The organism is Prevotella sp. P3-122 (assembly GCF_002251365.1).
Classification (GTDB): domain Bacteria; phylum Bacteroidota; class Bacteroidia; order Bacteroidales; family Bacteroidaceae; genus Prevotella.
In genome coordinates, this window is sequence record NZ_NPJH01000050.1 from 1 (window position 1) to 23,671 (window position 23,671).

19 protein-coding genes and 4 pseudogenes are annotated in these 23,671 nt (G+C 39.4%); 8 read left to right on the forward strand and 15 right to left on the reverse strand.

Going from position 1 to position 23,671, the window contains the following annotated elements:
* The first annotated feature begins 46 nt into the window (after positions 1-46).
* Together lpxB and CIL02_RS09380 are read left to right on the forward strand one after the other, a co-directional pair.
* A complete protein-coding gene (gene lpxB / locus CIL02_RS09375; RefSeq protein ID WP_094401035.1) occupies positions 47-1,201 on the forward strand; it encodes a lipid-A-disaccharide synthase in 1,155 nt (384 codons plus the stop codon).
* Between the two features lie 102 nt (positions 1,202-1,303).
* Positions 1,304-3,151, forward strand: coding sequence for a hypothetical protein (locus tag CIL02_RS09380; protein WP_094401033.1), 1,848 nt, complete (start codon positions 1,304-1,306; stop codon positions 3,149-3,151).
* Here CIL02_RS09380 and CIL02_RS16720 read toward each other — a convergent pair.
* Positions 3,146-3,295: pseudogene (locus CIL02_RS16720) on the reverse strand (DNA polymerase III subunit epsilon); the annotation flags it as partial. The gene CIL02_RS09380 and the pseudogene CIL02_RS16720 overlap by 6 nt on opposite strands.
* A 167-nt stretch (positions 3,296-3,462) precedes the next feature.
* On the reverse strand, positions 3,463-4,494 hold the full coding sequence (locus CIL02_RS09390; protein WP_141210186.1) for a DUF5030 domain-containing protein: 1,032 nt from the start codon (positions 4,492-4,494) through the stop codon (positions 3,463-3,465).
* Positions 4,495-4,513: 19 nt separating this feature from the next.
* Here CIL02_RS09390 and CIL02_RS16970 point away from each other — a divergent pair.
* A pseudogene (locus CIL02_RS16970) lies at positions 4,514-4,606 on the forward strand (IS982 family transposase); the annotation flags it as partial.
* Between the two features lie 35 nt (positions 4,607-4,641).
* Here CIL02_RS16970 and CIL02_RS09400 read toward each other — a convergent pair.
* Positions 4,642-5,682: a S9 family peptidase gene (locus CIL02_RS09400; RefSeq protein WP_094401027.1), complete on the reverse strand. Its 1,041-nt coding sequence runs from the start codon at positions 5,680-5,682 to the stop codon at positions 4,642-4,644.
* Between the two features lie 3 nt (positions 5,683-5,685).
* Entirely contained in the window at positions 5,686-6,426 is a 741-nt protein-coding gene (locus CIL02_RS09405; RefSeq protein WP_141210185.1) for a hypothetical protein, read from the reverse strand.
* A gap of 174 nt (positions 6,427-6,600) precedes the next feature.
* Here CIL02_RS09405 and CIL02_RS09410 point away from each other — a divergent pair.
* From CIL02_RS09410 to CIL02_RS09420, 4 genes and pseudogenes are all read left to right on the forward strand, one after another.
* A pseudogene (locus CIL02_RS09410) lies at positions 6,601-6,858 on the forward strand (IS982 family transposase); the annotation flags it as partial.
* 147 nt (positions 6,859-7,005) lie between these two features.
* Positions 7,006-7,653 (forward strand): annotated as a pseudogene (locus tag CIL02_RS09415) (IS982 family transposase); the annotation flags it as partial.
* Positions 7,654-7,922: 269 nt separating this feature from the next.
* Complete coding sequence (locus CIL02_RS16345; protein WP_170935058.1) at positions 7,923-8,093, forward strand: hypothetical protein; 171 nt, start codon at positions 7,923-7,925, stop codon at positions 8,091-8,093.
* Between the two features lie 100 nt (positions 8,094-8,193).
* Positions 8,194-8,541, forward strand: a complete 348-nt coding sequence (locus CIL02_RS09420) for a hypothetical protein (protein WP_094401151.1) — start codon at positions 8,194-8,196, stop codon at positions 8,539-8,541.
* 154 nt (positions 8,542-8,695) lie between these two features.
* Here the strand turns inward: CIL02_RS09420 and CIL02_RS16350 are convergent, their stop codons facing one another.
* From CIL02_RS16350 to CIL02_RS09460, 11 genes are all read right to left on the reverse strand, one after another.
* Complete coding sequence (locus tag CIL02_RS16350; protein ID WP_170935059.1) at positions 8,696-8,863, reverse strand: hypothetical protein; 168 nt, start codon at positions 8,861-8,863, stop codon at positions 8,696-8,698.
* Positions 8,864-8,878: 15 nt separating this feature from the next.
* Entirely contained in the window at positions 8,879-10,000 is a 1,122-nt protein-coding gene (glf, locus tag CIL02_RS09425) for a UDP-galactopyranose mutase (RefSeq protein ID WP_240513623.1), read from the reverse strand.
* A 43-nt stretch (positions 10,001-10,043) separates the two neighbouring features.
* Positions 10,044-10,802, reverse strand: coding sequence for an HlyD family efflux transporter periplasmic adaptor subunit (locus CIL02_RS09430; protein WP_094401153.1), 759 nt, complete (start codon positions 10,800-10,802; stop codon positions 10,044-10,046).
* A 3-nt stretch (positions 10,803-10,805) separates the two neighbouring features.
* Positions 10,806-13,013, reverse strand: coding sequence for a peptidase domain-containing ABC transporter (locus tag CIL02_RS09435; protein ID WP_094401155.1), 2,208 nt, complete (start codon positions 13,011-13,013; stop codon positions 10,806-10,808).
* Complete coding sequence (locus CIL02_RS09440; protein ID WP_094401157.1) at positions 13,010-15,907, reverse strand: hypothetical protein; 2,898 nt, start codon at positions 15,905-15,907, stop codon at positions 13,010-13,012. Before CIL02_RS09440 ends, CIL02_RS09435 begins: the two co-directional genes overlap by 4 nt.
* A gap of 123 nt (positions 15,908-16,030) precedes the next feature.
* Entirely contained in the window at positions 16,031-16,354 is a 324-nt protein-coding gene (locus tag CIL02_RS16080) for a hypothetical protein (RefSeq protein WP_141210192.1), read from the reverse strand.
* A 2-nt stretch (positions 16,355-16,356) separates the two neighbouring features.
* Positions 16,357-16,737 (reverse strand): hypothetical protein, encoded by a 381-nt coding sequence (locus CIL02_RS16085; protein ID WP_141210193.1) that lies wholly within the window; start codon positions 16,735-16,737, stop codon positions 16,357-16,359.
* 82 nt (positions 16,738-16,819) lie between these two features.
* On the reverse strand, positions 16,820-17,698 hold the full coding sequence (locus CIL02_RS09445) for a hypothetical protein (RefSeq protein WP_094401159.1): 879 nt from the start codon (positions 17,696-17,698) through the stop codon (positions 16,820-16,822).
* Entirely contained in the window at positions 17,676-19,532 is a 1,857-nt protein-coding gene (locus tag CIL02_RS09450; protein ID WP_240513625.1) for a glycosyltransferase family A protein, read from the reverse strand. The genes CIL02_RS09445 and CIL02_RS09450 overlap by 23 nt, the downstream gene beginning before the upstream one ends.
* A gap of 3 nt (positions 19,533-19,535) precedes the next feature.
* A complete protein-coding gene (locus CIL02_RS09455) occupies positions 19,536-20,486 on the reverse strand; it encodes a UDP-glucuronic acid decarboxylase family protein (RefSeq protein ID WP_094401173.1) in 951 nt (316 codons plus the stop codon).
* 8 nt (positions 20,487-20,494) lie between these two features.
* Positions 20,495-20,896, reverse strand: a complete 402-nt coding sequence (locus tag CIL02_RS09460) for a hypothetical protein (protein WP_094401163.1) — start codon at positions 20,894-20,896, stop codon at positions 20,495-20,497.
* Positions 20,897-21,274: 378 nt separating this feature from the next.
* Between CIL02_RS09460 and CIL02_RS09465 the strand changes: the two genes are divergently transcribed.
* On the forward strand, positions 21,275-22,981 hold the full coding sequence (locus tag CIL02_RS09465; protein ID WP_094401165.1) for a hypothetical protein: 1,707 nt from the start codon (positions 21,275-21,277) through the stop codon (positions 22,979-22,981).
* The last annotated feature ends 690 nt before the right edge of the window (positions 22,982-23,671 follow it).

The following is a 23,671-nucleotide window of genomic DNA, read 5'->3' on the forward strand; positions in this document are numbered from 1 at the left end:
GGAGACCATCAGTAACTGGAATTTGTAACCGGCCAATCCAACCCGCATGAAATATTATCTTATAGTAGGCGAGGCCAGTGGCGACCTGCATGCCTCGCACCTCATGTCATCGCTCGCCAAGGCTGATGCCGGGGCGCAGTTCCGCTTCATCGGGGGCGACATGATGAGGGCCGTAGGAGGAACCATGCTCAGGCATTACCGTGAGCTGGCATATATGGGCTTCGTGCCCGTGCTGCTCCATCTGAGGACCATCTTCCGCAACATGGCCCTGTGCAAGGAAGACATAGTCTGCTGGAAGCCCGATGTCGTCATACTCGTCGACTATCCCGGATTCAACCTCGACATAGCCAAATTCCTGCACGCAAGGACATCCATACCGGTCTACTATTATATCTCACCAAAGATTTGGGCATGGAAGGAGTGGCGCATAAAAGCCATCAAGAGGGATGTGGACTCCCTGTTCTCCATCCTGCCCTTCGAGGTTCCGTTCTTCGAGCAGAAGCATGGCTATCCAATAAACTACGTCGGCAACCCGACTGCCGACGAGGTACGCAGCTTCAAAGAGTCATACAATGAGACTTTCGGTGAATTCTGCCAGCGCAACGGGCTTCAGCAGGACAAGCCCGTCATTGCTCTGCTTGCCGGAAGCAGGAAGCAGGAGATTAAGGACAACCTGCCCATGATGATAAGGGCGGCGTCGCAGTTCACGGATTATCAGATGGTACTGGCCGGAGCACCATCTATAGACCCTGAATATTATGCCCCCTTCATTAGCGGAACCAACGTGCGCGTTGTCTACAACGACACCTATGCCCTGCTGTCACATGCCACGGCAGCCCTCGTAACCAGCGGTACGGCCACACTCGAGACTGCCCTCTTCGGCGTGCCTCAGGCCGTATGCTACCGCACACCATTGCCAAGGCTCATGCGATGGGCGTTCAACCATATTATTAAATGCCGCTACATCAGCCTCGTCAACCTTATTGCCGACCGGGAGGTCGTGCCGGAGCTTTTTGCCGACAGGTTCACCCTGGAAGTCATTTCCTCGCACCTCCGTGACATCCTGCCCGGTGGCAGTGCCCGAGAAGAAATGCTCTCAGGCTATGGTGATGTGGCAGACAAGCTTGGCAATACCGTCGCACCGGATAATGCCGCGGAAATAATGGTCAACCAACTGAAGCAGATTAGAGAACGGCTATGAGAGGAATAACTCTGGCTCATGTCATTTATCTCCTCTTATCTTCATTTTTCTCCTTTTTGCTACTTGCGAAGTTTAAATAACTTTATACTTTATTTGGTCACAATGGACAGAGTTGGAATACTGAAACAGCTTGGGGAACAGAAGAGCGCTATTTATTGCCAATACGAAGAGAAAGCGGAGGAAGTGACTGGGGAGATACGCCACTGCAAGAAGAAGGGCAGATGGTTTGTTGCAGCCCAGTTGTCGACATTCCTTTTAGCTGTGGTTTCTATCGCCATATATGCCACGTATTATGCCGAAATGATTATTGTTGCGTCGGGCATATTCTTTGTCTTGGCTTATATCGCAGCACGAAGGCTGGACGACGCCAATAGTGAGAAATTGGAGAGGTTGAGGGCTGTGCGTGCTGTGTATATGAATGAGACGGCTTATCTCAATGGTAATCTCACGGCATTTCGCAATGGAAAGAAATATGTCAATCCACATCATGAGTTCTCTTTCGATATGGATGTTTTTGGTGAGCAGTCGCTCTTCCAGCGCATCAACCGTACTGTCACATCGGGTGGTAGCGACCTCCTTGCCGGGCAGCTTTGTATGACTGGAACAAAAACAAAGCTGGAAATAGAAAACCAAAGGGATGCTGTCAACGAACTTGCCATAGACGAGAGTTTGCGAACCTCATTCATGGCTGTGGGGCAGTTGAGAGGAGACTTAATAGATACAGACGAGGTCGTGGCAGTTGTGGAAAAGGCAAAATCACTGCCGTTGCCCTCGTTTGCATCTTCTTCCGTGTCGATGGCGGTTGCCGTGGTCTCTATTGCCGGGTTCCTTTTTTCCTTCATTGCCGCTTTGCTGGATGTCGTTCCGTCGAGTGTGCCGTTTCAGTGGGGATTACTGCAACTGCTCTTGATGATTGTCTTGTGTTCACGGCCATTGCATAATATCAACAAGACTGTAGGGGCGGTAAGCAAACAGATGAGCATGTATGTCTCTCTGATGGAGATTATCTCCGGGTGTCATTTCTCTGCCAAGGACAATGCCGACATACTCTCGCGCCTGTCAAGTGCCGACGGAAATGCGCTCCGCTCTTTCAAGCAACTAAAGAGGCTGATGGACAGCCTTGACCGCAATGGCAATCCTCTTTATCGTATGCTGTGCGATGCATTCTTTCTCAACGACCTCTTCCTCGTCAGACGGTTTGCAAAATGGAAATCGTGCTATATGCCGAGGATGACAGAGTGGATAGATGCCGTAAGCCGTTTTGACGCACTCGTGTCGATGGCAACATTCCGATATAATGAGCCATGCGCAAAGGAGGCGGAAATTGTCGATGCAGACGAGGTGGTTTATTGTGCGGAAGGGATATGCCATCCGTTCTTGGGAAGTAAGGCCGTGCCCAATGATTTCACTATCACCGACTCACATTATTATATTGTGACTGGCGCCAACATGGCAGGCAAGAGTACATTCCTTCGTTCCATAGGAGTTAACTATATCCTTGCAATGTGTGGCATGCCGGTTTTTGCCAAGCGATTGAGGGTCAGTACCTTTTCCTTGTTCAGCAGTATGCGTACTTCCGACGACCTTGCCCACGGCATCAGCTATTTCAATGCCGAACTGTTGCGCCTGAAACATCTTATTACTGCTTGTCGTGAGAACAGCCACACGCTGATAATACTCGACGAGATACTGAAGGGAACAAACTCTGCCGACAAGTTAAGTGGTTCGAGGATGTTCCTTGAATACATATCCCAGCTGCCGGTCACTGGCATCATTGCCACCCACGACCTTGAACTCTCGAAGATGTCCGATGAGCGTCCATCCCGTTTCCATAACTACTGCTTTGAGATAAAGTTGACGGATAATGTGACGTATAGTTACAAGATAACCTCTGGAGTGGCTCGCAATCAAAATGCCACCTATCTGTTGAGAGGAATCCTGATGTCATAATATTTCCAACGCGATAGCAGCACACGCCTCTGCATCTGCCAAGGCATGATGGTGGTTCTTTAAGTCATAACCGCATCTGGCGGCGATTATGTCGAGGTTGTGATGTCCTCCAGGCCAACGCTTGCGTGATGCTATGCAGGTGCATTTTATGAGAAATTAGGACAAGACAATTGCTAGTCTCTTTATTATAAATAGTTTCTTTCATATAATGAGATTCACACAAGGTTACCGAAAATAAATTCTTATATGATACAGATTATCCACAGGAATAATTTCATTCCTGCAAATAATCTGTATCATTCAACAATTCCTCATAAATCCAAATAGTCTTGAATTAGCCATCCGCATTTGTTCACCGTCACCTTATAATAACGACCTGTCATGAGACGCAAATCTGTAGTATAATAAGGCGCAAACGATTTGGATGGTAAACTCTCAACAAAGTCTTTCAAACTCATGAATAAGTTCTCTGTTTCCTTGTCAGGATTATTTGGCAGCAAAAGATCTATCGTGTAAGTAACTCTTTTACTTCTTGGATAGGTCTTGGCATATAACAAAACAGAGAATGTTTTTTCTGAAGTCTTCGCATGTATCATTGTATTCATGCCTTGTAGTACCCCCAGCAACCGAGCACCTCCACTTACATCATGATACCATTCCCCATCCAGTACGTTAGAATAATGATTTGCATACGCAAAAAAGTCTGAGTAATTTACACTTGGAGATCTTCCTATTAACTTACCATCCATGTATACTTCCATACTAGCCGCTGGTGAAATAACATAGCCCATATACCTGCGAGGAGACTTTAATGAGATAATCTCGCCATTCATCATTTTCTTCAGTTCGTCATCTTTTATTTTCTTTAATAATGCCTCTTGTGGAGTCCCATTCTTATCTAAAAGGTTTACGAGTCTAGGACTTCCAAACCAACGCCACACACCACGACTTTCTCTAATCTCTTTCCTGGCATGATTTCTTAGCGGAGACAGCAGCATCACACCTTCTCCGATTGAGCCAAGTCGCATGATGGAATCAAATCCCTCATAAGGTGAAGCCATGAATTTGACATCCTTATACTTAAAGAACGCCTCCTTCATCTCTGCAACACTAATCGTATCCTTAAAATAACGACGACTAAAATCCAACAGGCCATACTTTGTTTCTTGTTGATAATCCGACCATCTCTCACTTAAGTAATCATACCTAAGAGCTTTTTGGATGGAAAACTGGGCAAATACTCCTGTCGTTGAAGTGAACAGCAATGTAAATAACATTGCAACATACTTAATTTTACTCATAACCATTACTATCAATATTAATAACCATGCTCTTGTAACCATTCTTCTTGTGTTTTTGTATATCTATGGAGCTATCGCTGCTTATTGTATGTTTCCTAAGAAGCCGTGTATCAATGTACAACGTACAGTTGATACACAGCTTTCATTGTTTTGAATTCATCGAACTCACGTTAGATTACATCTTTTATGTTACTTCATTAAAATCCACTTACAAACTAAATCAAGGATTTGTTCTCGTCTAGAGTAATCGACGTCACTACTTCGCCCATGTTCCAGTTTTCGAGACTCCGAGACCGATATCAGGTAGTGAGTTGCATCCACTAATAGCGTGTTGTAATCATTGTGATGATTCTCGTTCATGATTTTCTCAAACTCGAAGATATTAGGATAGCAAAGCGCATTTCTGTCGTCTGTTGCCTGCAAAAGTAAAATCGGACACTTGACATTTTCATAATATGGCTTTGAATCCCAATGGAGTCGAGGAACTACTCCTTCTTGTGGGTCTGTCACCTTGGTAATGAGGACCTGCATAGCAATAGGAAATTCTTTTTTCTTCTTCGTCGCTTCACCACCATATTGTTTAACCAATTGTTGTTCTAAGGCACTTTTATCCACTTTCTGGTGAGTCATGCAATAATTAAAGATATCCTGAACTATTTCAGAATAGACATGGTAAGAAATACCAGCAAAAGCAGCCATCCCTAACGATAATTGCGGGGCATAAATTGTAAATGTTTGCATATCTTTCTCATGCTGTGGAATGATAATGCTCACCATTTGAATGAGAAAGGCCGGGTCTGGTACTTTTGAGGCTGCAATCAGTGCTGATGCGGCTTCTTCACTTGCCCCGACAAACCCCATCTTATATTTCCGGAACATTTTGATGGCTTTCAGCGTTTTATATACAGCCACCGCATCATCTGCCATGTCAAACAACGTGATAAACGAGGAGTCTCTTTTCATGGCAGGCCTGTTTTCGAAGTAGCAAACAGACACCCCCTGGGCGGACAGTCTTTTTATCATATAAGTATATAATGGGCCACTTCCTTCTGGAGTCCTATGACGATGGTTCACAATAATGACCATCTTTTTCAGGTTCTTCTCCTGAGGAGTTATCACTGTGCCATGCAGCGTGATTCCGTCACTCATTCTGAAATCACAGGGAATAGAGTCGCAAAAGCCTTCGGTCGCAACAAATAACAGAAGTATGGTAATAATATAGTTTTTCATCCCTTATTTAGTTAGTAATTCCGAAATGCTTTTAGTAATTTCTTTCACTAATGTCTCTCCGCTATAATAACAGATTGGGTATGAGTATCTGACCTGATATTTGTTGCCGCAAAGACAAAGGTTCAGATAGTCCACATCTAACAACTGTTGATTGTCACTATCATAAATAGGGAAAACAGCCGCACTAATCTTACTGAGACAGCTATCCAATGAAAATCTCATTATTGAACTGCCGTAGTTGCTTTCCAGCAAGGCATATAACGCCGCCATATCGTTGTCAGCATTCTTTGGCAGACGAATCCTCTTACCTGTTTTCTTATCGGCAATCATCTTGAATACCTTTTCCAGATACCGTTCTTTGCTGCCATCAAACGATATGGAGTCAAGCATTTCCATATTCTTCTTGAAAGACATTTCACCATACAGAAAGCGGTCACCATCATTAAACGCGCCACATATGGTCAGCAGAGCCTTTACGCTGGCTTCAACAGATGCTAATTCCAACCCTACGAAAGAAGACTCCCTGTCGGTAAGAACAAAAAACTGAATCGTGTCATTTTGTTCATGATACTGTCTGACGGTCTCCTTGAGTCTGTTGGCGTACTCTTCTATAGACTTGCTATCGTCAATAACGAATGTCTTAATATCAATTTCCATATCGGAAAGTCCCTTAGCCAACTTCTCCAAATCAATGGGCTTCTCATTCTGATAGTACTGAAGACTCAGCATCAGCCCCTTCGCCATCAACTGATGATTACCACAAAATAAGAGTAAGATATTTAGTATTAATAATTTCATTACAATTACTTTAATTAACGTGAGTTCGACGAAATATAAGTGCTTGAAAATTTGGTGATTAGCGAAAATCGTTATAACTTTATAGTGTTGAAATACAAAGAATTACAAACAATAATCGCTATGATCACCGAGGACAAAGTTACAGAATTATTTTGTATTGCAGATGATTTTTGCAATTTTTTTGATGCCATGATGGAAAAATATACACTGAAAGCAGATAAGAAACGGCAATATCACCGCAAGTCAACCATGTCAAAGGCAGAAATTATGGTAATCATGATACTGTTTCATGATTCAGGCTACCGTTGCCTGAAACATTTCTATATAGAAAAAGTATGCAGACATATGCGTCACCTCTTCCCGAAAGTTGTCTCTTACAACCGATGGAGCAGCGAGAGCAGAAGCCAAACTTGTTTGGATTATGCCGAAATATCGTGCAAACGAGAGCAGAGTCAAGCTTGCTTGGCTATGCCGAGTGCAGCCGATATTCAACGAAGTTAATCGCGACAGAGGAAGACGATAGTCAACCGATTCGTGGAACTTGAAAAGGAAGTAGCCATCCCTTTGGCTTTATTCATCAAGAAGGTACTGCTCGGAAAATGTACTGGCATAAGTTTCGTGGACAGCACTCCCCTTAGAGTATGCAGGAACCAGAGGATACATATCCACAAGGTATTCAAGGGCATTGCGCAAAGAGGCAAGTGCTCCATGGGATGGTTCTTTGGCTTTAAGCTGCATCTGATATGTAACGAGAGGGGTGAGTTGCTGAACTTTATGATAACCCCGGGAGATGTGGATGACAGGAAACCATTGGAATACAAAGCCTTCGTAGAATTCATATATGGCAAGCTGGTCGGAGATAAAGGGTATATCAGCAAGAACCTTTTCCAACGCCTGTTCGTGGATGGCATACAGCTTATCACCAAACTTAAAAACAACATGAAAGGTGCATTGATGAGCGTGTCTGACAAGCTGCTGCTTAGGAAACGAGAAATAATAGAAACGGTAAATGACGAGTTGAAGAATATTGCACAAGTGGAACATTCAAGACACAGGTGCTTTGACAATTTCATCGTGAACCTGCTTGGAGCTATCGCTGCTTATTGTATGTTTCCTAAGAAGCCGTGTATCAATGTACAACGTACAGTTGATACACAGCTTTCATTGTTTTGAAATCATCGAACTCACGTTATTTATTATGTGTCAATACTTGGTATTGACGCTGAGATATAACATTTGGAATGGTGTAGAGAATTTCTGATCTAAATTATAATTCATCAATTTGCCCTTTTTTCGAATCAAAACCTGTCCAAAATGGACAATTTATATTGAAATATTGTGTTAAATCACGGCCATAGCTTGTGGGAATGAAGAAAAAATATTATTTTTACAAGGCAAAAATTGTGTAACAATGTCCAATAAGAATATTTAATATTGAAGATATGGCAATAGCAATAAAAGCAATACCAACACTTTACGATGAGGATGCCGTTCGATTTCGTGAAGCAATAGAGCAGACTGACCGTGAGTTTGATGCTCGTCCTCGTCGTGACATCACCAAAGATGCACGATATATCATGATGAAGAACATACTTCGTAAAGCAAGGATATAAGAAGAGGATGAGTTTTATTGATCAAAAATGTACGTTTGACGTTCTTTCTGAGGATGTCCTTTCAGAATGCTAACCCTTCACATGTAGAGAAGATGATGATATGGACGAGTTCTTCAGCAAGGATGCATTGACCTATGCTCGACGGAGAATCGGCAAATCATATTGTTTTCGTTTAGAGGAGGACGAGAAGCAGATTGTTGCTTGCTTCACGCTGTCTAATGATAGCAATAGCATTCGCATCTGGGATCTCGGTAGTTCAAAAAAGAATGCGATGTGGAAGGTACTAAAGTTCTACGAGAAGAACGGATTTCGCTATCTTTTCAACAGAGATATAGACGAGGATTTGTATATCAAGCCTCCTAAAAATGAAGAAGAACGGAAAGAACGTGTTCAGCATCCTCGTACATTGACAACACGCTTAATGTATTGTGATTTGTTAAGTGATTAGTACATACAAAGAAATCTTGGCAGAAATGACAGATTGAAGATAATGGATCTTCACCGCTCTTGTTCGTAATCTTTAGAATACCGTCAAAAGTTCACTCGTAGAAAAACTAATTTGAGATAATCTCGTATTTGAAATTACCATTTTATAAAGTTCGTTACTCAATTTTTATGATGCTTAGATTCTTGATGGGATGATAGAACGTGTTGTGCATCCGCTCGTTTTGATACTTATACTCATAAATCTCTGCTGGCCCCCACGACAGTTGGAAATGGTAACCGAGATTTTCAAACTGCCTTACAGAATAGCCATTATTGTATGCCATTGTAAGCAAAAGGGATTAACTCATGGAGGTGATTGTATCCCATCTGTTCATGGCACTCTTTATTACAGATGCCATGTCATAATACCTATATTCAGCCAGTCGCCCACCAAAGATGACATCAGTCTCCGCATCTGCCAATGCTTTGTACCTTTGATATAAATTGTTGTTATCTTCGTCATTGATGGGATAGTAGGCTTCCATTCCCAGCTTGTACTCCGCAGGGTACTCACGGGTAATCAACGTTTTCGGATTCCGTTCCACCGCAGCCCCGAAAGTCTCAAAGTGCTTATGCTCAATGATGCGCGTGTAGGGCGTTTCCTTGTCTGTATAGTTCATGAGTGCTCCCCCTTGATAGTTCGCTATATCGAGTGTCTCTGTTTCAAACCTGAGAGAGCGATATTGGAGAGATCCTAACTTTTGATGGTAGAAGTCGTCAATCTTGCCAGTAAAGACAAGTTTGTTTGCCACGTTACGCCACGTCTTGTCCATTCCGTCAAAGAAATCCACCCCTGTCTGAGTGTCCACACCCTTAAGAAGTCCGTCTATTAGTATGTTGTAGCCGCCAATGGGCACACCTTGGTAGGTGTCGTTGAAGTAGTTATTGTCGAAAGTGTACCGCACAGGCAACCTCCGTATGATGAACGATGGCAACTCCGTACACGCCCTACCCCACTGTTTCTCCGTATATCCTTTAATCAGCACCTCATAGATGCCACGTCCAACCAAGCTTATAGCCTGTTCTTCTAAATTCGTTATCCGTCCAATCTCTTTCCGTTCTTCTTCAATCTTACACATCGCCTCATCGGGAGTCCTAACACCCCACATCTGGTGGAACGTGTTCATGTTGAAAGGCAAGTTATAGAGCCGCCCCTTGTAGTTTGCCACTGTCATCAGCGTGAAGCGGTTGAACTCTACGAAACGGTTCACGAACTCCCACACCTTTTTATCAGAGGTATGAAAAACATGCGGTCCATACTTATGCACATTAATACCCTCCACGCTCTCGCAGTACACATTGCCGCCTAAATGAGGACGCTTATCTATCACCAAGCATCGTTTCCCACTATCAGTAGCAAGGCGTGCAAATGTGGCACCAAATAAGCCAGAGCCAACTATCAGATAATCGTATTTCATCATGATTGCCCTATTATATATTAAAGTTTATATTACAGTATATTACTTAGTACTTATCCCCCTTGTTATTAAAGAATGTATTGATTGGCTGAAGTAACAAATCAAAGATTGTATAATCTTGTACTATCACAGATACAGTTCCTCTCAACTTATGCTTATAGTTGAGCACTTTATCAGAAGTTGTGACTATTCCTTTCGGAAACCTAACTTTTATGATGTATCTATCGTCTTCTATAGGGAAGGCACTAATACGCTCTACATATCCTATCAAATTACCATATTCCTCACTTGGATACTTGTATGTTTCCACAATACATTTGTTTCCAATACACAGCTTGCTTATATCATTCTCAGAAACTTCTGCCCACCCTGCTACTTCCCCCGATTTATCTGGCATAATGTAACAAATCAAGCTTCCATGTTTTATATATTGATTCTCGAAAAGAGGATACGAATAATTAACAGTTCCATTAATGGGACTTTTTATGTGATACTTGGTGTCATTGGTTCTGACAACTGCTAGGTCTGCCCCAGAGATTATATTGTCCCCATCGTCTGCGCAGACATATTCCAACCATCCTGAGGTTTCAGAAATAATAGGAATTGCAGATACGGAATTTGTTATTTCTATATTAGCAGCTATTGTCTGTGGACATTTGATGTGCAGGGCCCCCACAATGGCGCCAATAAATACAAGCGGAACCAAAACTATTGAAAATACAATAAGTTTTTTGGATGGCTTTCCAATTAAGTCTGAAACATCTCCAGACTTCAGGTTCATTTCGCTAATGTTCTTTATTCTCATTTTTTATTCGTTGAAATTCAGTTGATTTTTTACAAGATTATAGTACCATTTCTTTTCCTTCAGTAATTCTTCGTGAGTTCCTTGCTCTACAATCAATCCATTGTCCAATACAACAATATTATCTGCTTCGCGAATCGTACTTAATCTGTGAGCTGCAACTATGACAGTTTTTCCTTCATAGAAATCATGCAGATTTCGTACAATTTGTCTTTCATTGTCTGAATCAAGCGAGTTTGTTGCTTCGTCTAAAACAATGATTTTGGGATTTTTGTATATAACCCTTGCGAGCAAAATCCGTTGTTTTTGACCTTGACTTAAACCGACACCATCGACACCAATTTTGGTTGAGAAATTCAAAGGTTGCGAATAGATGTAGTCAAGTAGATTAGTTTTTTCTGCGGCCTCATATAGTCGTTCCCTGTCAACATTGCCCATATAGGAAAGAGCAATGTTATTAGCAATAGTATCAGAAAATACATATCCATCCTGCATAACAGAACCAACATTACTACGCCAAACCATAGGTTTCAGCGATTGCAAAGGAATTTTATCATACAAGACAGTTCCTCTATGCGGAGTGTAGAATCCCAATATCATTTTCAACAAAGTCGTCTTGCCACTTCCACTTGCTCCTACAATGGCAGTGACTTTTCCATGAGGTATATTCAGTGTTATATGTTGAAGCGCAAAATTTCGGTTCATTCCAGAATAACTGAATGACACATCATTGAAGGCAATATCTCCAATGGGAGGTAATTCCGATAATTTACTTTCTTCGTCCTTTAATTCGTCGTCTTGACCATTAATGTCATTCAGACGTTCCATACTGATTTTTGCATCTTGCCAACTATGGGCAAAACCTATGAAAGAACCTATAGGGCCAGACACTTGGCCCATTATAAAGGAAAGAGACATCATCATACCTAATGTCATCTCTCCTTGAACGACTAAACGGGCAGCCATGTATGATAGAATGATGTTAGTTGTCGTTAAAAAAAACACTGTTCCTGATTGCTGAATCTGTCCTATTTTCATCGCTTGTAGGCTTACCCTATACATACCAGCTTGGATTGATTTCCATTCCCAAAGCTTCATTCGCTCCAAATTGTTCAGTTTAATCTCTTGCATACCTTCAATAAACTGAACCATATTGTTCTGTAGGTGAGATGAAAGTGCAAAAATTTTATTATCTATTACCCTTCGATACTTCATAAATAGCCATATCCATAAGATATATACGATGTTCCCAGCCATAAAAACGGAAAAAATTTGCCTGTTATATATTGCAAGAATGGTGCCAAAGATTAAAAATGTGCTTATGGAAAAGACAATTCCAATTACATTATTCATTAAAAATGCTTTAATTCTTTCATGATCACCCACACGCTGTAGTAAGTCGCCCAATGTTTTAATCTCAAAAAAAAGTAGTGGCATCCTTGTCAACTTTGTTAGATAATCTTCTATAAGATTAATGTCAATCAGCGTATGCATATGAAGGGATAGCCAACTTTGTACAAACTGAATTGACATTTGAGACAGAGCAATTACTATTTGTATCAATACGATAATCATGATATAATTTATGTCTCGATTCTTGATACCAACGTCTACCATGGCTTGGGAAAGAAACGGTGTACAGTAGCCAAGCATCATAACGACCAAAGTGCCAACGAGTAGGTGCAAATAACGGAATTTGAATGGAATTATATGTTGTAAAAAATATTTCAATCCTTTCATTTCATCATCTGCATTCTTTTTGTCTTTCATATTGAAAGTCTCTGTTTTTTCCACTTGCATAGCAAGTCCGATATCATCTCCTTTTATGGAGCCTGAGACCCAATGTTGTCGCATATCTTTCATTCCACACTTCATCTTTCCAATTGCAGGATCCATTATATGAAATGTTCGTTTGTCTCCCTTGCCAGTCACATCAAAACACACGACGAAATGATTTTGATTCCAAAACAGGATGCATGGCAATGGCATATCATTAGCTAATTGGTCAATAGTTATTTTAACTCCTATTGCCTTTAGTCCAATTTCTCGAGCTGCTTCACACAGACCGAGCATTGATACTCCTTCACGAGTCATGCCACTCATTGAGCGAACATGACGCAGTGATATGTTTTTGCCATAGAACATTGATATAGCTTGCAGACAGGCAGGCCCGCAATCCATAGAATCAAGCTGATGAATTGTCTTTAGTTTCATTTCCTTCCAGTACCAGATATGTTCCAAAGTACATGTAACATAAAATAACGGCGCATATTGTTTGTTATGTATTCAGTACTCCCTTGTGCGTTAACATAATTATAAACATTCTTTCGTTGATTTAGAATATCGAATGCATCGCATTTCACAGACCACGAATTATTAAATGACTTTTTCAAGCTGACAGACCACAAAAATTCATTATCATTCATACTACTATAATTGTATCCTCTGCGGCTGACAGATAGAAATTTGGTCTCAAAGAAATAGTTCCGAGGTAACTCATAACTCAGATTACATCTTAATCCAAAATTGATAGCGTGGAAATCATCGAAATCATTTCTCTTGCTTTTGGTGTATTGATAGATTGCATATAAGGTACCTTTACATATAAATTTGTGGTTATTGGAATGAAGATCAGCTCCAATGTTTTCTGATATAAAATAATTGGACACGGAGCTTATGTTAGTATTTTCCAACGATTCCGTGGATTCATAATCAGAACATTTGTTCATCATGAAACGAATGTCGTGAATAAATTGTGACGCACGCCCTTTTTTGAAGAACACATTGTTGACAAAATTAATATTAAATGTGCTGTTACCGTCTATGTTCATGGGAGAAATTTCAGTGACACCAGTGCTTTTGTCAAAATATCTGATATTTGCCACTTGATTGTCAATAATAACAAAAGTAAAATTCATTCTATGTATATTCCCGTATGAATTCTGCCAGAAAAATTGACCGAAAAAATTATGTGTTCTGATATTTTTCAAATTGGCATTGCCTTTTACAACTAAAAGCGGATTTGAAGTGTTTCTAAAATCAATCATATTATACAGTGGGGGAAAATCCACTTTGTACTCGTAATCAAATGTACAGAGACGTGCTCCTTTCCCAAACTCTGAATATCTCTTTTGAAAATTTAAAATTAAATTGGGAAGAACCCCGTTCCTTTCTATTTGGTTTCTCTCATAGTCCCTATAAAACGTCAAGCGTTTCCTGTTGTAGGCGAAAGGGATGTTTACAGAGAACATTGTGTACTTGCTCCCCTTTTCCAAAGAATAAGTATATTTTAGATTGGCAGTTTGGTTGTTTTCTGCCTGATTATATGAATGACTGTTGTTTTTGTCTAATTCCATCAAAGCCTTTTCGTGCGAAGGCAATACATTGCCGTTTAGATTGGCTTCATAATCTATCTTATGAAATGCGTAAATGGGATTTTCATTATTTATTGTAGCCCTATTGAAGTTATATCCAAATTGTAAAGAATGATTGTTTAACACATATGTATAATCAGCATGGATTTTTCCTTCAATTGTTTTTATATTATTCTTCTCAAACTGGTTCAATGTTTCGCTAGTGCTAGTTTGATAGTATTTAATGAAATTACTGCTATTGTTGTTTGTTGATAACGTATGAAAGCTGTATCCTGCGTTTAAATGAATAACATCCTCTGTATGAGCGATGTTGATATCCTTCTGTAAGTCAACCCACGTCTTTATGGATGTCGCTTCATTGGTCGTTTCCTTCCAGTTACTGTTTAATCCATACAAATTCAATAAGTTTCTATTTTCGTCTGTTTGCAAACTATCCAACCAATCCTCGCCAAGAACATTGCTCAAATTTTCTCTAAAACTACTGCTTTGCTCAAAAATATTCATCTTTCTTCTTTCATAAATGATGTGAGGTTGAATTGTGAAGTCGAATGCAGAATTACCAAACAAGTTCCAATCGTTATCCGAACTCGTTTTGAAATAATAAGTATGATTGTTGTTATCGTCGCGGCCAAATATATCGCCCGTCTGGTAGAACATCCGTCTGAAGGTTTTATTTTCAATATATGAGTCCTGGTAACTGATTAACGCATTGCCATTCAAGGAATACACCCCCCTGATTTGATCGAAATTATACGCCATCACCCATTTGCTGTTTTTAATCTTGCCATCACTCGCATCAACACTCCTGTAGCCTCCATTTCCATCAGAATACTCTTCTTTATTAATATTATTCAAATTTATGGATGTGGAAAAACGGCTAACGGGATTTAGACGCATCCCAAAAGCCTTCAAAAAATATCTGTTGTCCGTACCATAGCCGACGTCAGCATTAGCGACAAGAGCGGAATTGTATTCTCTTTTCAGCTTGACATCCATAACATAGCCACTAAATTCCCTCTCTCTCTTTATAAGTGACAAACTGTCCTTTTCTTTTGTGTAAATCTTTACGTTTTTCACCATGTATGCTGGCATGTTCTCCAATAAGGTTTTCCTATCACTGTTGAAAAAATCCTTTCCATTGAGCAGCAGTTCGTCTATTTTTCTGCCATGCACTTTAATTTCACCATTTGGATGCATTTCCAGACCCGGCATTTTCTTTAGTATGTCATTCAACACAAATCCTGGTATTGTAGCGAAGGCGTCCGCATTGTATATTAAGGTGTCGTTGTTGAAGTAGAATTTTACTTTAGTCGCTTTTACTACGACCTCCTTAAGATCGATAGTGTAATCAACATATGGTTTGTGCTTAAGCAATAAGGGTTCTGTCCGTATAGTTCTCTCTCGTCGGTGGAATTTTATGTTGATTGTTTTGTATAAAGCATAATAGTTCTTTGAAGATTTTATATAGATAATATACTTCCCTGGATTGTTCACGGGAATTTCAAAAAATGATTCTCTCTTATGCCCGTGTTGATGTGCCGGAGTATTATAAACAAATCCAGTACTCACAATTGTACTGTCCTGTGAAAGCAAATGAACAGATAGTGTATCTTCAATGAAATCGTTTGTGATGTAATCCATTATCTTTCCACAAATCAATTTCTCATCGTCATTATTAGCATGAATATAGTTTGTGAAAAATATCGCAACGATAAGTAATATATATGTTCTCATTTCTGCTTTAACCTATTTTATGTCCTAGCAAGTGTGAGAAATATAATTTCTAACACTTGCTTGAACAAGATTATATACTAAAATCCTTGTGACTCAATAATCATTGTGGAAGCAAATAGGAGTTTAATAAGTCCAAGAATAGCCTGCATGATGGTGCTTGTTGCTGTCATCTGCTATCCATTGCTGAAAACTTCTTTCCCAGCAAGCTGTGTTGGGGTCATAAATCACGGCTCCTGTTGTTACAGGTTCTGGAAGCCCTGTTTGCTTATACATTTCGGAATTGGGGCTTAATAGGTAAGTCCAAGTTTCAATACAACTATCGCCTTTTTTGGTACAGTTACAATTCCAAGTGTGGTTGACCAAATGTTTTCCGCCGCAAATTCTACCAGCTTCGGAAAAATCCAACACCTGTTCTGGGTGAAGGGTTAATTTCTTAATTCTTTTCATAATTATCTCCTCCTTATACTTCCTACAGGTGTGTGACTTTTTGAACCATTTGAGATGCTACTGCATTTCTGAATTTGATAAAGTTCATAGCCAGGTTCATATGATGTTGCTAGTTGATAGGCTCCAAAGATTACCCCTCCGACTGCAACATAAATGTTTCCCGATTCAGCCGCAGAATATGCGGTCAATCCTCCGGACGCAGCTCTTTCTCCATCAAATGACCAATCATATGTCCACACCTGCTCGCAGGTGTTCCCAACTGTTGTACATTGGCAATTCCAAGAATAGCCAGTGCATACGTGTCCTCCACCAAGAACCGTTACCTGTTCTTCTGGGGACATGCATTGTTCTGATGACAATGCTAGTTTTCTGATTTTTTTCATAACAGATAAATTTTAATTAGTTATATCTGATGCATATGCATTAGATTTCCCTTTTTTATTGACACTTTAATTGCTGCTTCACTTATTCTCTATTTATTAGATTAAGACCAAGTGAAGTTATTCCATTCAAAGACAATCGGTTAATAGATGCATTATTTATTACTTCATCTATAGACATAATTTCTTGTCCACTTAAATCCAAGTCTGGCAGATTAATATACTCCCTATATAAAACAGATTGCCAATTCATATATCCGCATTCCAATACATTGAACCAGTCAGACAAGCCTGTTTGAGGAAATAAACTTGGAGCCATCTGTTGCGCAATATAAAAATTACAATCTTCATTGGCATAGATCGAGGGGTTTTCCTTTATAAATGAATACCAAAAGGCTTTATTAGATTGCAAATGTTCATTCTCGCAATCGGCTTCTTCGATTCTCCTCAGCACATACAATATCGAATTAAGATAACATGATGTCAATGACATCTTGTCACCATACTCCATAATTTCATCTATAGCATTCAAAGCGTATTCAAGATTTTCGGGCTTCCCTGATTGGACACAGTATAAACCTTTTGAAAAAACAGGAAATGCAGTTTTTAAGTCTTGCTCAATCTCTATAGACGAATATGACTGTTTTACAATTGTTTCAAAATCATCAAAAGCATCATCTGAAATTTCAACGAATCCCTTTTGTTTCATATACCAAATAGCCCATCCAATACCATATAAACCAGAAGAAAACACTCTATTAACATTCTTCAGATAATGCTCTATCGTATAGTCGACAATAGAATCCGCTATATCAAAATAACTTTGCAAATTATTTGTTTTTGCATAGTGATAAATATATAGAGCCATGCCAATATTCCCTTCCAACAAACCTGTTATTGATGCTTGTTGCACGTTCAAAACAAGACAATTTGCAATTCTCTTAAGTATTATATTCTCCATCATTTTTTATTTTTATGATTTTTCTAAAATAGTCAATCAAGTCTTGCATATGATAATCAAACGAAGACTCCATTCTGTGTTTAAGGACATTTTCCTGTAATCTTCTTATGTTTTCTGTATCTTTCAATTTACAAATCAAATCTTCTATATCAGTATAAAAAATACCACATCTACGTTCTTTGACATATGAAAACATTGCAACAATATGTTTGGAATTATCCTTTTGAATTGTTGGAATACCTGCCGCCATCATTGTAGACAATCTAGCAGGTATGTTTATATCGTTCCATCTAACCTTATCGTAATAGCCTTGATTTTCACTGTCAAAACAATGTAACCAGCCAATGTCGTATTTTGACAGTTCTTCTGTCCAATTGTTAGGAGAACAATGTTTATGAATATGAAAATGGTTCGGCGCAACTATCATGGCTTGTCTGAAAAACTCACTTTTGGCACCCTCATAGCTCTCATTATACAAATGTATATGAATACCATTTTTTGCAAGACATCCAATCTCTTCAATGGTGATGCCAATTAATCTACCTGCAACAACAGTGTGTATTTCACCGTCCTCATCGGAAAGTTTTTTTGAAAAGTCGTTAGTAAAATAATCATCTTTAGGCAAATCTCCATCCAATATAAATGGAAACTTTGATTTCGGAATAAATTGTTCATACCATTTTTGTGCCTCTTTATTCAAGTATATTTGACCGTCTGACTTCGTATATAAATCAATCAATTTCTCAAATATTCCATGTTCTATACACAAAAAAGGACCCTCTTTGAAATGCCATACAAATGGAATGTCTTTGCATTCCATTAATACTTCATGTGCCAGTTTAACAGCGCAGAAGTTTGTCAATGCATATATAATGTCGGGCTTGATTTCCCGAATCTGCTTTTTCCAATTATCCTTATCCAAGTCTTGGATATGTCCAAATGGCAATGGTCCTATGTTGGAGAATGCAAATAATGGTTTTTTCACCCATAATCCATATAAGACATTTCCGGCCTCTTCAAAGGCGTAAATTCTTTCAGGGTTATAAGAGAGTTCGCCGACCAACAGAATCTTCAACCCCTTTTTTTGTGGTGTACATTTTCTTCTGAAATTTTCAAATATCTTTTCTTCGTCATAGAATTTTGAATCAGAAATTTTTATTTTAATCGGCGTTTTCACGTTGTAAAAACATCTATATTTGTTCACGTGTCCTCCGAAATTTTCACAAATTATACGATGTCTCTGATTAGGGTGTATAGTCCATTGGCATGTTATTTCAGATGAATACACGAAGTTACCTTTGTTTATCAATTTATGCCAGAATGTCTTATACAAATCTTCTGATACCCATTCTGAACGTTCAATCCATCTGTCTGTAGTTCTTTTATGAGCAGTCTGAACCATTTGTAGGGAGTGGTTAAAACATAAGCCATTTATTGCTATGTTCTCTTTTTGTAAAAGAGAGTCCTTGACTTTTGAATTCATTGTGGTATAGACAAGCACATTGTCATTGGATAATTCGAACTTTTCCTTTAATGTTTGCAGATGGTTTTCGTAATAATAATCATCGGATGGCAGATACGTAATATAATTGTATCGTGCGATGTCAAGTCCTCGATTTATTGCATACCCAATACCTTCGTTCTTTTTATTCCTGATGTATGTAATGCGATTGTCTTGAAGATAATCACATATAAAATCCTTAGTGCCATCAGTACATCCATCATCAACTATTATGAGTTCCCAGTGTTTGTAAGTCTGGGCGAACAAACTCCTAATGGCATTTCTTATAAACCCCTTTTGATTGTATGTGGGCATTATTACTGAAAATTCTACCATAATCTACACCTTAGATATTTTGTTTTTAAAGTATATAATTGTTTTCTGCAATCCTTCCTCAACTAGTATTTTCGGTTGCCAACCCAACATCTTTTTCGCTAAACTGATGTCGGGACGGCGTTGGCAGGGGTCATCTTGGAGAAATGGGTGATACTCTAATGTGGAGGGGGAGTTTGTGAGCCGAAGTATCTTCTCTGCCAATTCCTTCAGTGTATATTCTTCTGGGTTGCCAAGGTTCACAGGTCCAGTAAATTTGTCTGGAGTCTGTGCCATCAGCAAGATACCGCGTATTAAGTCATCTATGTATTGGAAACTGCGGGTTTGCATTCCATCCCCATAGACGGTAAGGGGAATCCCCTGAAGTGCTTGTGTGATAAAGTTTGAAACCACACGTCCATCATCCTCTGCCATATTAGGGCCATAGGTGTTAAATATGCGAACAATCTTGACAGGAATACCGTACTGACGGTGGTAATCCATACAGAGACTTTCGGCACAACGTTTCCCCTCATCATAGCATGAACGAATTCCGATGGGATTCACATTGCCATAATAGTTTTCTGTTTGTGGATGAACAAAAGGATCGCCATAAACCTCACTCGTTGAAGCTTGCAATATTGGACAATGATTCGCTTTAGCCAACTCCAATAAGTTAAGAGTGCCCAAAACTGCTGTCTTTGTTGTGTAAATAGCGTCTTTCTGATAATGGACTGGGGACGCAGGACATGCAAGATTGAAAATTAACGAAACATTGTCATAAGACATCGGATCTGTTACGTCATGTCTAACATACGAGAAGTTTGTGTTATCCAAAAGATGTTGGATGTTGCCTATATACCCAGTATAGAGATTGTCTATGCACAGAACACTATATCCTTCTTTGATAAGTCTATCGCACAGGTGGGAGCCGATAAAACCTGCTCCACCTGCAACAATAGCTTTCTTCGTGTTCATTACTTGCTTCATTGCTCAATTTCAATTATACCGAAATATTCGACTTCGTTGACAAACACTACAATGGTGTATGTACCTTCCGAAAGCGGACTTAATAATATTGAGTATTCTCCATTGTCATTAAAATTACAAGAATCAGATGTTTCAATATCCCCTTCCGCATTATATATAATAAATGAGACTTCACCGTCATTATTCCCAATAAATGTAACAATACCGCTGTTGAAATCAAAGTACACTTCAACTGGCGAAGTTGTTTGTGCGGGACAACGAGAAGGACGGGTAGCTCCTCCAATTGGATAGGACCTTCTCAAACTAATCTGAGAACCATTAATAACTGTTGAATAGGCATTAGTAAAGAATAAACTCCATACCAATGCAACACTAAAACTTTTAATAAACCTTTTCATATACGTCTGCTTTTATTGTTTAGACGCTGCAAAATTAGTTCTTTTCTACTGTATAATCTTGCCAATCTCGTTTCAATGTGTTTCTATCAAGTGTTAAAATATATTACCCTCCCCAAGTAACTGATTTTATCTAACTGCATATAAGTCATTTACAAAATTATCCATCGCTAACTTAGAGAAACAAAAGAAACAGTTATTAGAAACATTAAGAAACAATTTTTGAACGATTTCATCTTTGAATTTTGTCAAACACAAAATTATCATTACCTTTGCGAACTAATTAATGTAGAATTTATGATTTATAGTCGTTTTAGCAACATTTTTACAACTTTCTCAATCCTGTTGTTACTTTCTTGTTGTGACAACAGAGATTCGAGTATGTCAACAAAAATTGATTACATTAAAACCATAGGGGATACCAATGCTATTTTAGCTTTGAAAATGCTAGACTCTTTGGACACTAATATTCGAAAACAGTCAGAAGATGTCATCAAAAAATATGATATGGCTCGTTTGCGTGTACAAGACAAGGCGTATATTGCAGCAACTTCAGACATCGTAGCCAAACAGCTTGTCACGTACTACGAAAATAATGGTTCGAACTTGGAGAAACAGGAGGCATATTTCTATGCTGGCAGTGTATACAGGGATTTGCAAGATACACCGCGATCATTGGAATTCTATTTCAAGGCATCAGAAGTCGCAGAGAACGGCAATCGGTTTGACTCGCTGATGCTGAAGAACACCTATTCCAACCTCCATTACCTTTTTTATAACGTTCAAGACTACCCGAAAGCCTATGAATATGCGATGAAAGAGTATAGCCTGTCCCGAAAAATAGGAAAAACGGAACTTACCTGTTTGACTCATTTGGGAATGTCGCTAATGGCCCTTGATAGCATTGAGCGTGCTAAAGATATATTTGCATTTGCACTTGACACAATATCCTCTAATCAAAGATTGAAAGAGGACACAGAGGTGCTGTGTTCGCTTTTGTTCAATTTCTCATATCTAAAAGATAGTGCTCATGCTGCCAGATGCATATCGTTCCTTGAACAACTGAATATAGATGAAGGTAATGCTGCCATGAATTATGCTTTCGGAGAATATTACAGAATGATTGGGAAAAGGGATTCCGCTATAATCGAGTTCAACAGAATACTACAGAACAAATCCGACCTGCTGAGAATGTATGATGCATCAAAAACCTTATTGCAGATATACGATGACGGAGGTGACTTAGTTGAGGCAAACAAATTAGCCAAATTGTTTGTTTCTTTAACCGATTCAATAGACCTTGGAAAACGACAGGAGTTGGCTGCCACAGTAAAAAATGAATTCCAATATCACAGAGACCAACAGCACGAACAAAGACTGATTAGCGAAAAGCAGCAATTTCAATCGTGGCTTATTTCGGCAATCATTGCCATTATCATAATTTTGTTTTCTGCTATAGCAGTTGTCTTATATAGGCGAAATATATATTTAAACAAGTTGCTGTCAATATCTAATGAGTTAAGCAAACAAACCGCAACAAAAGACCAGTTGCAGGCAAAAATATATGAGAAGGAAAAGGAGTTGTCGGAATCCAAAATCCTTCTTGACAAAAAAGAGAATGATTTGAAGAGTGTAAGAATACAGCTAAGCGACTTAAACGAGGAACTCAAAAAATACAGCGAGGATTTGAAGAAAAAAGAACGTTTGTTGTCTGAACGGATGGCTCAAAACCAAACATTTATAAATCTTCTGCATCAATCCGAATTAGAAAGAAAGGCAGAAGACGTTATTTATGCCATTCGTCAATCCTCGGAGGGAAAAAAGGACATGACTTCAGCTGACTGGAAACAGCTATACAATGCTATTGATGAACTTTATCCCACATTTAAAGATTTGTTATTGAAAGAGCTTGGCACATTTACAGAGCAGCAGATGCAGGTTTGCTACCTCATGCGCATTGGGCTTTCAAAACCTCAAATACAAAACATGACCAATCTCTCGCGTGTTACAATCTGGCGATGGGTGAAGAAATATGATTGGATTCAAAAAATAGACTTGCCAACTGGTAAAAGCGTCAGTCCTAAATGAAGGAATGCTTTGCGTTGGCGGATGCAAAGCTTTGCGTTGGCGGATGCAAAGCTTTGCGTTGGCGGATGCAAAGCTTTGCGTGGACGATTGCAAAGCTTTGCGTGAGAGTTGGACTGAACTGGCACAGAAAAGTCTGTCCTATTCTGGATAAGATAAAAGGGGGGACAGTGCGTGCTGGTCAATGCGTGTTCGGTGAGCAAGTAGTCAGAGTAAATCAGGAACAGTTCCATTTTGGGTACATCAAACTGTACACCATAATTATTGGGTATTGCAGATAGTCCTTGCGCCCTTTGCGGCTTGGCGAGAAATATATCACGCCATAAACATCTGCGAGAAAGGACTCACGCAAAAGAGTATAGGCCTTGCGACCTTTGCGGCTTGGCGAGAAATATACCATGCCATAAACATCTGCGAGAAAGAACTCTCGCAAAGGCGCAAAGAGCGCAAGAAAACGGGGTCATCCGACATTTCGAGTGATTACCATTTATAGCAGTGTGCTCTGTATTTGTTACCTTCATTGCCGATAAGGTTATAAATCTTGTCTGTGGCGTATTCATATTTGCGGTTCATGCTATATCTCGAGTGACAATATATTGTTGCGTGGTCTATGCATATATATATCATTGCCGATAAGGTTAATAACCTTAAGGCCGTAAGGTTAATAACCTTTCAGCCGTAAGGTTATTAACC

Coding starts and splice junctions, on each gene's coding strand:
- lpxB (WP_094401035.1), top strand. CDS start 47: ATGAAATATTATCTTATAGTAGGCGAGGCCAGTGGCGACCTGCATGCC.
- CIL02_RS09380 (WP_094401033.1), top strand. CDS start 1,304: ATGGACAGAGTTGGAATACTGAAACAGCTTGGGGAACAGAAGAGCGCT.
- CIL02_RS09390 (WP_141210186.1), bottom strand. CDS start 4,494: ATGGTTACAAGAGCATGGTTATTAATATTGATAGTAATGGTTATGAGT.
- CIL02_RS09400 (WP_094401027.1), bottom strand. CDS start 5,682: ATGAAAAACTATATTATTACCATACTTCTGTTATTTGTTGCGACCGAA.
- CIL02_RS09405 (WP_141210185.1), bottom strand. CDS start 6,426: ATGGCGAAGGGGCTGATGCTGAGTCTTCAGTACTATCAGAATGAGAAG.
- CIL02_RS16345 (WP_170935058.1), top strand. CDS start 7,923: ATGGCAATAGCAATAAAAGCAATACCAACACTTTACGATGAGGATGCC.
- CIL02_RS09420 (WP_094401151.1), top strand. CDS start 8,194: ATGGACGAGTTCTTCAGCAAGGATGCATTGACCTATGCTCGACGGAGA.
- CIL02_RS16350 (WP_170935059.1), bottom strand. CDS start 8,863: ATGGCATACAATAATGGCTATTCTGTAAGGCAGTTTGAAAATCTCGGT.
- glf (WP_240513623.1), bottom strand. CDS start 10,000: ATGATGAAATACGATTATCTGATAGTTGGCTCTGGCTTATTTGGTGCC.
- CIL02_RS09430 (WP_094401153.1), bottom strand. CDS start 10,802: ATGAGAATAAAGAACATTAGCGAAATGAACCTGAAGTCTGGAGATGTT.
- CIL02_RS09435 (WP_094401155.1), bottom strand. CDS start 13,013: ATGAAACTAAAGACAATTCATCAGCTTGATTCTATGGATTGCGGGCCT.
- CIL02_RS09440 (WP_094401157.1), bottom strand. CDS start 15,907: ATGAGAACATATATATTACTTATCGTTGCGATATTTTTCACAAACTAT.
- CIL02_RS16080 (WP_141210192.1), bottom strand. CDS start 16,354: ATGAAAAGAATTAAGAAATTAACCCTTCACCCAGAACAGGTGTTGGAT.
- CIL02_RS16085 (WP_141210193.1), bottom strand. CDS start 16,737: ATGAAAAAAATCAGAAAACTAGCATTGTCATCAGAACAATGCATGTCC.
- CIL02_RS09445 (WP_094401159.1), bottom strand. CDS start 17,698: ATGATGGAGAATATAATACTTAAGAGAATTGCAAATTGTCTTGTTTTG.
- CIL02_RS09450 (WP_240513625.1), bottom strand. CDS start 19,532: ATGGTAGAATTTTCAGTAATAATGCCCACATACAATCAAAAGGGGTTT.
- CIL02_RS09455 (WP_094401173.1), bottom strand. CDS start 20,486: ATGAACACGAAGAAAGCTATTGTTGCAGGTGGAGCAGGTTTTATCGGC.
- CIL02_RS09460 (WP_094401163.1), bottom strand. CDS start 20,896: ATGAAAAGGTTTATTAAAAGTTTTAGTGTTGCATTGGTATGGAGTTTA.
- CIL02_RS09465 (WP_094401165.1), top strand. CDS start 21,275: ATGTCAACAAAAATTGATTACATTAAAACCATAGGGGATACCAATGCT.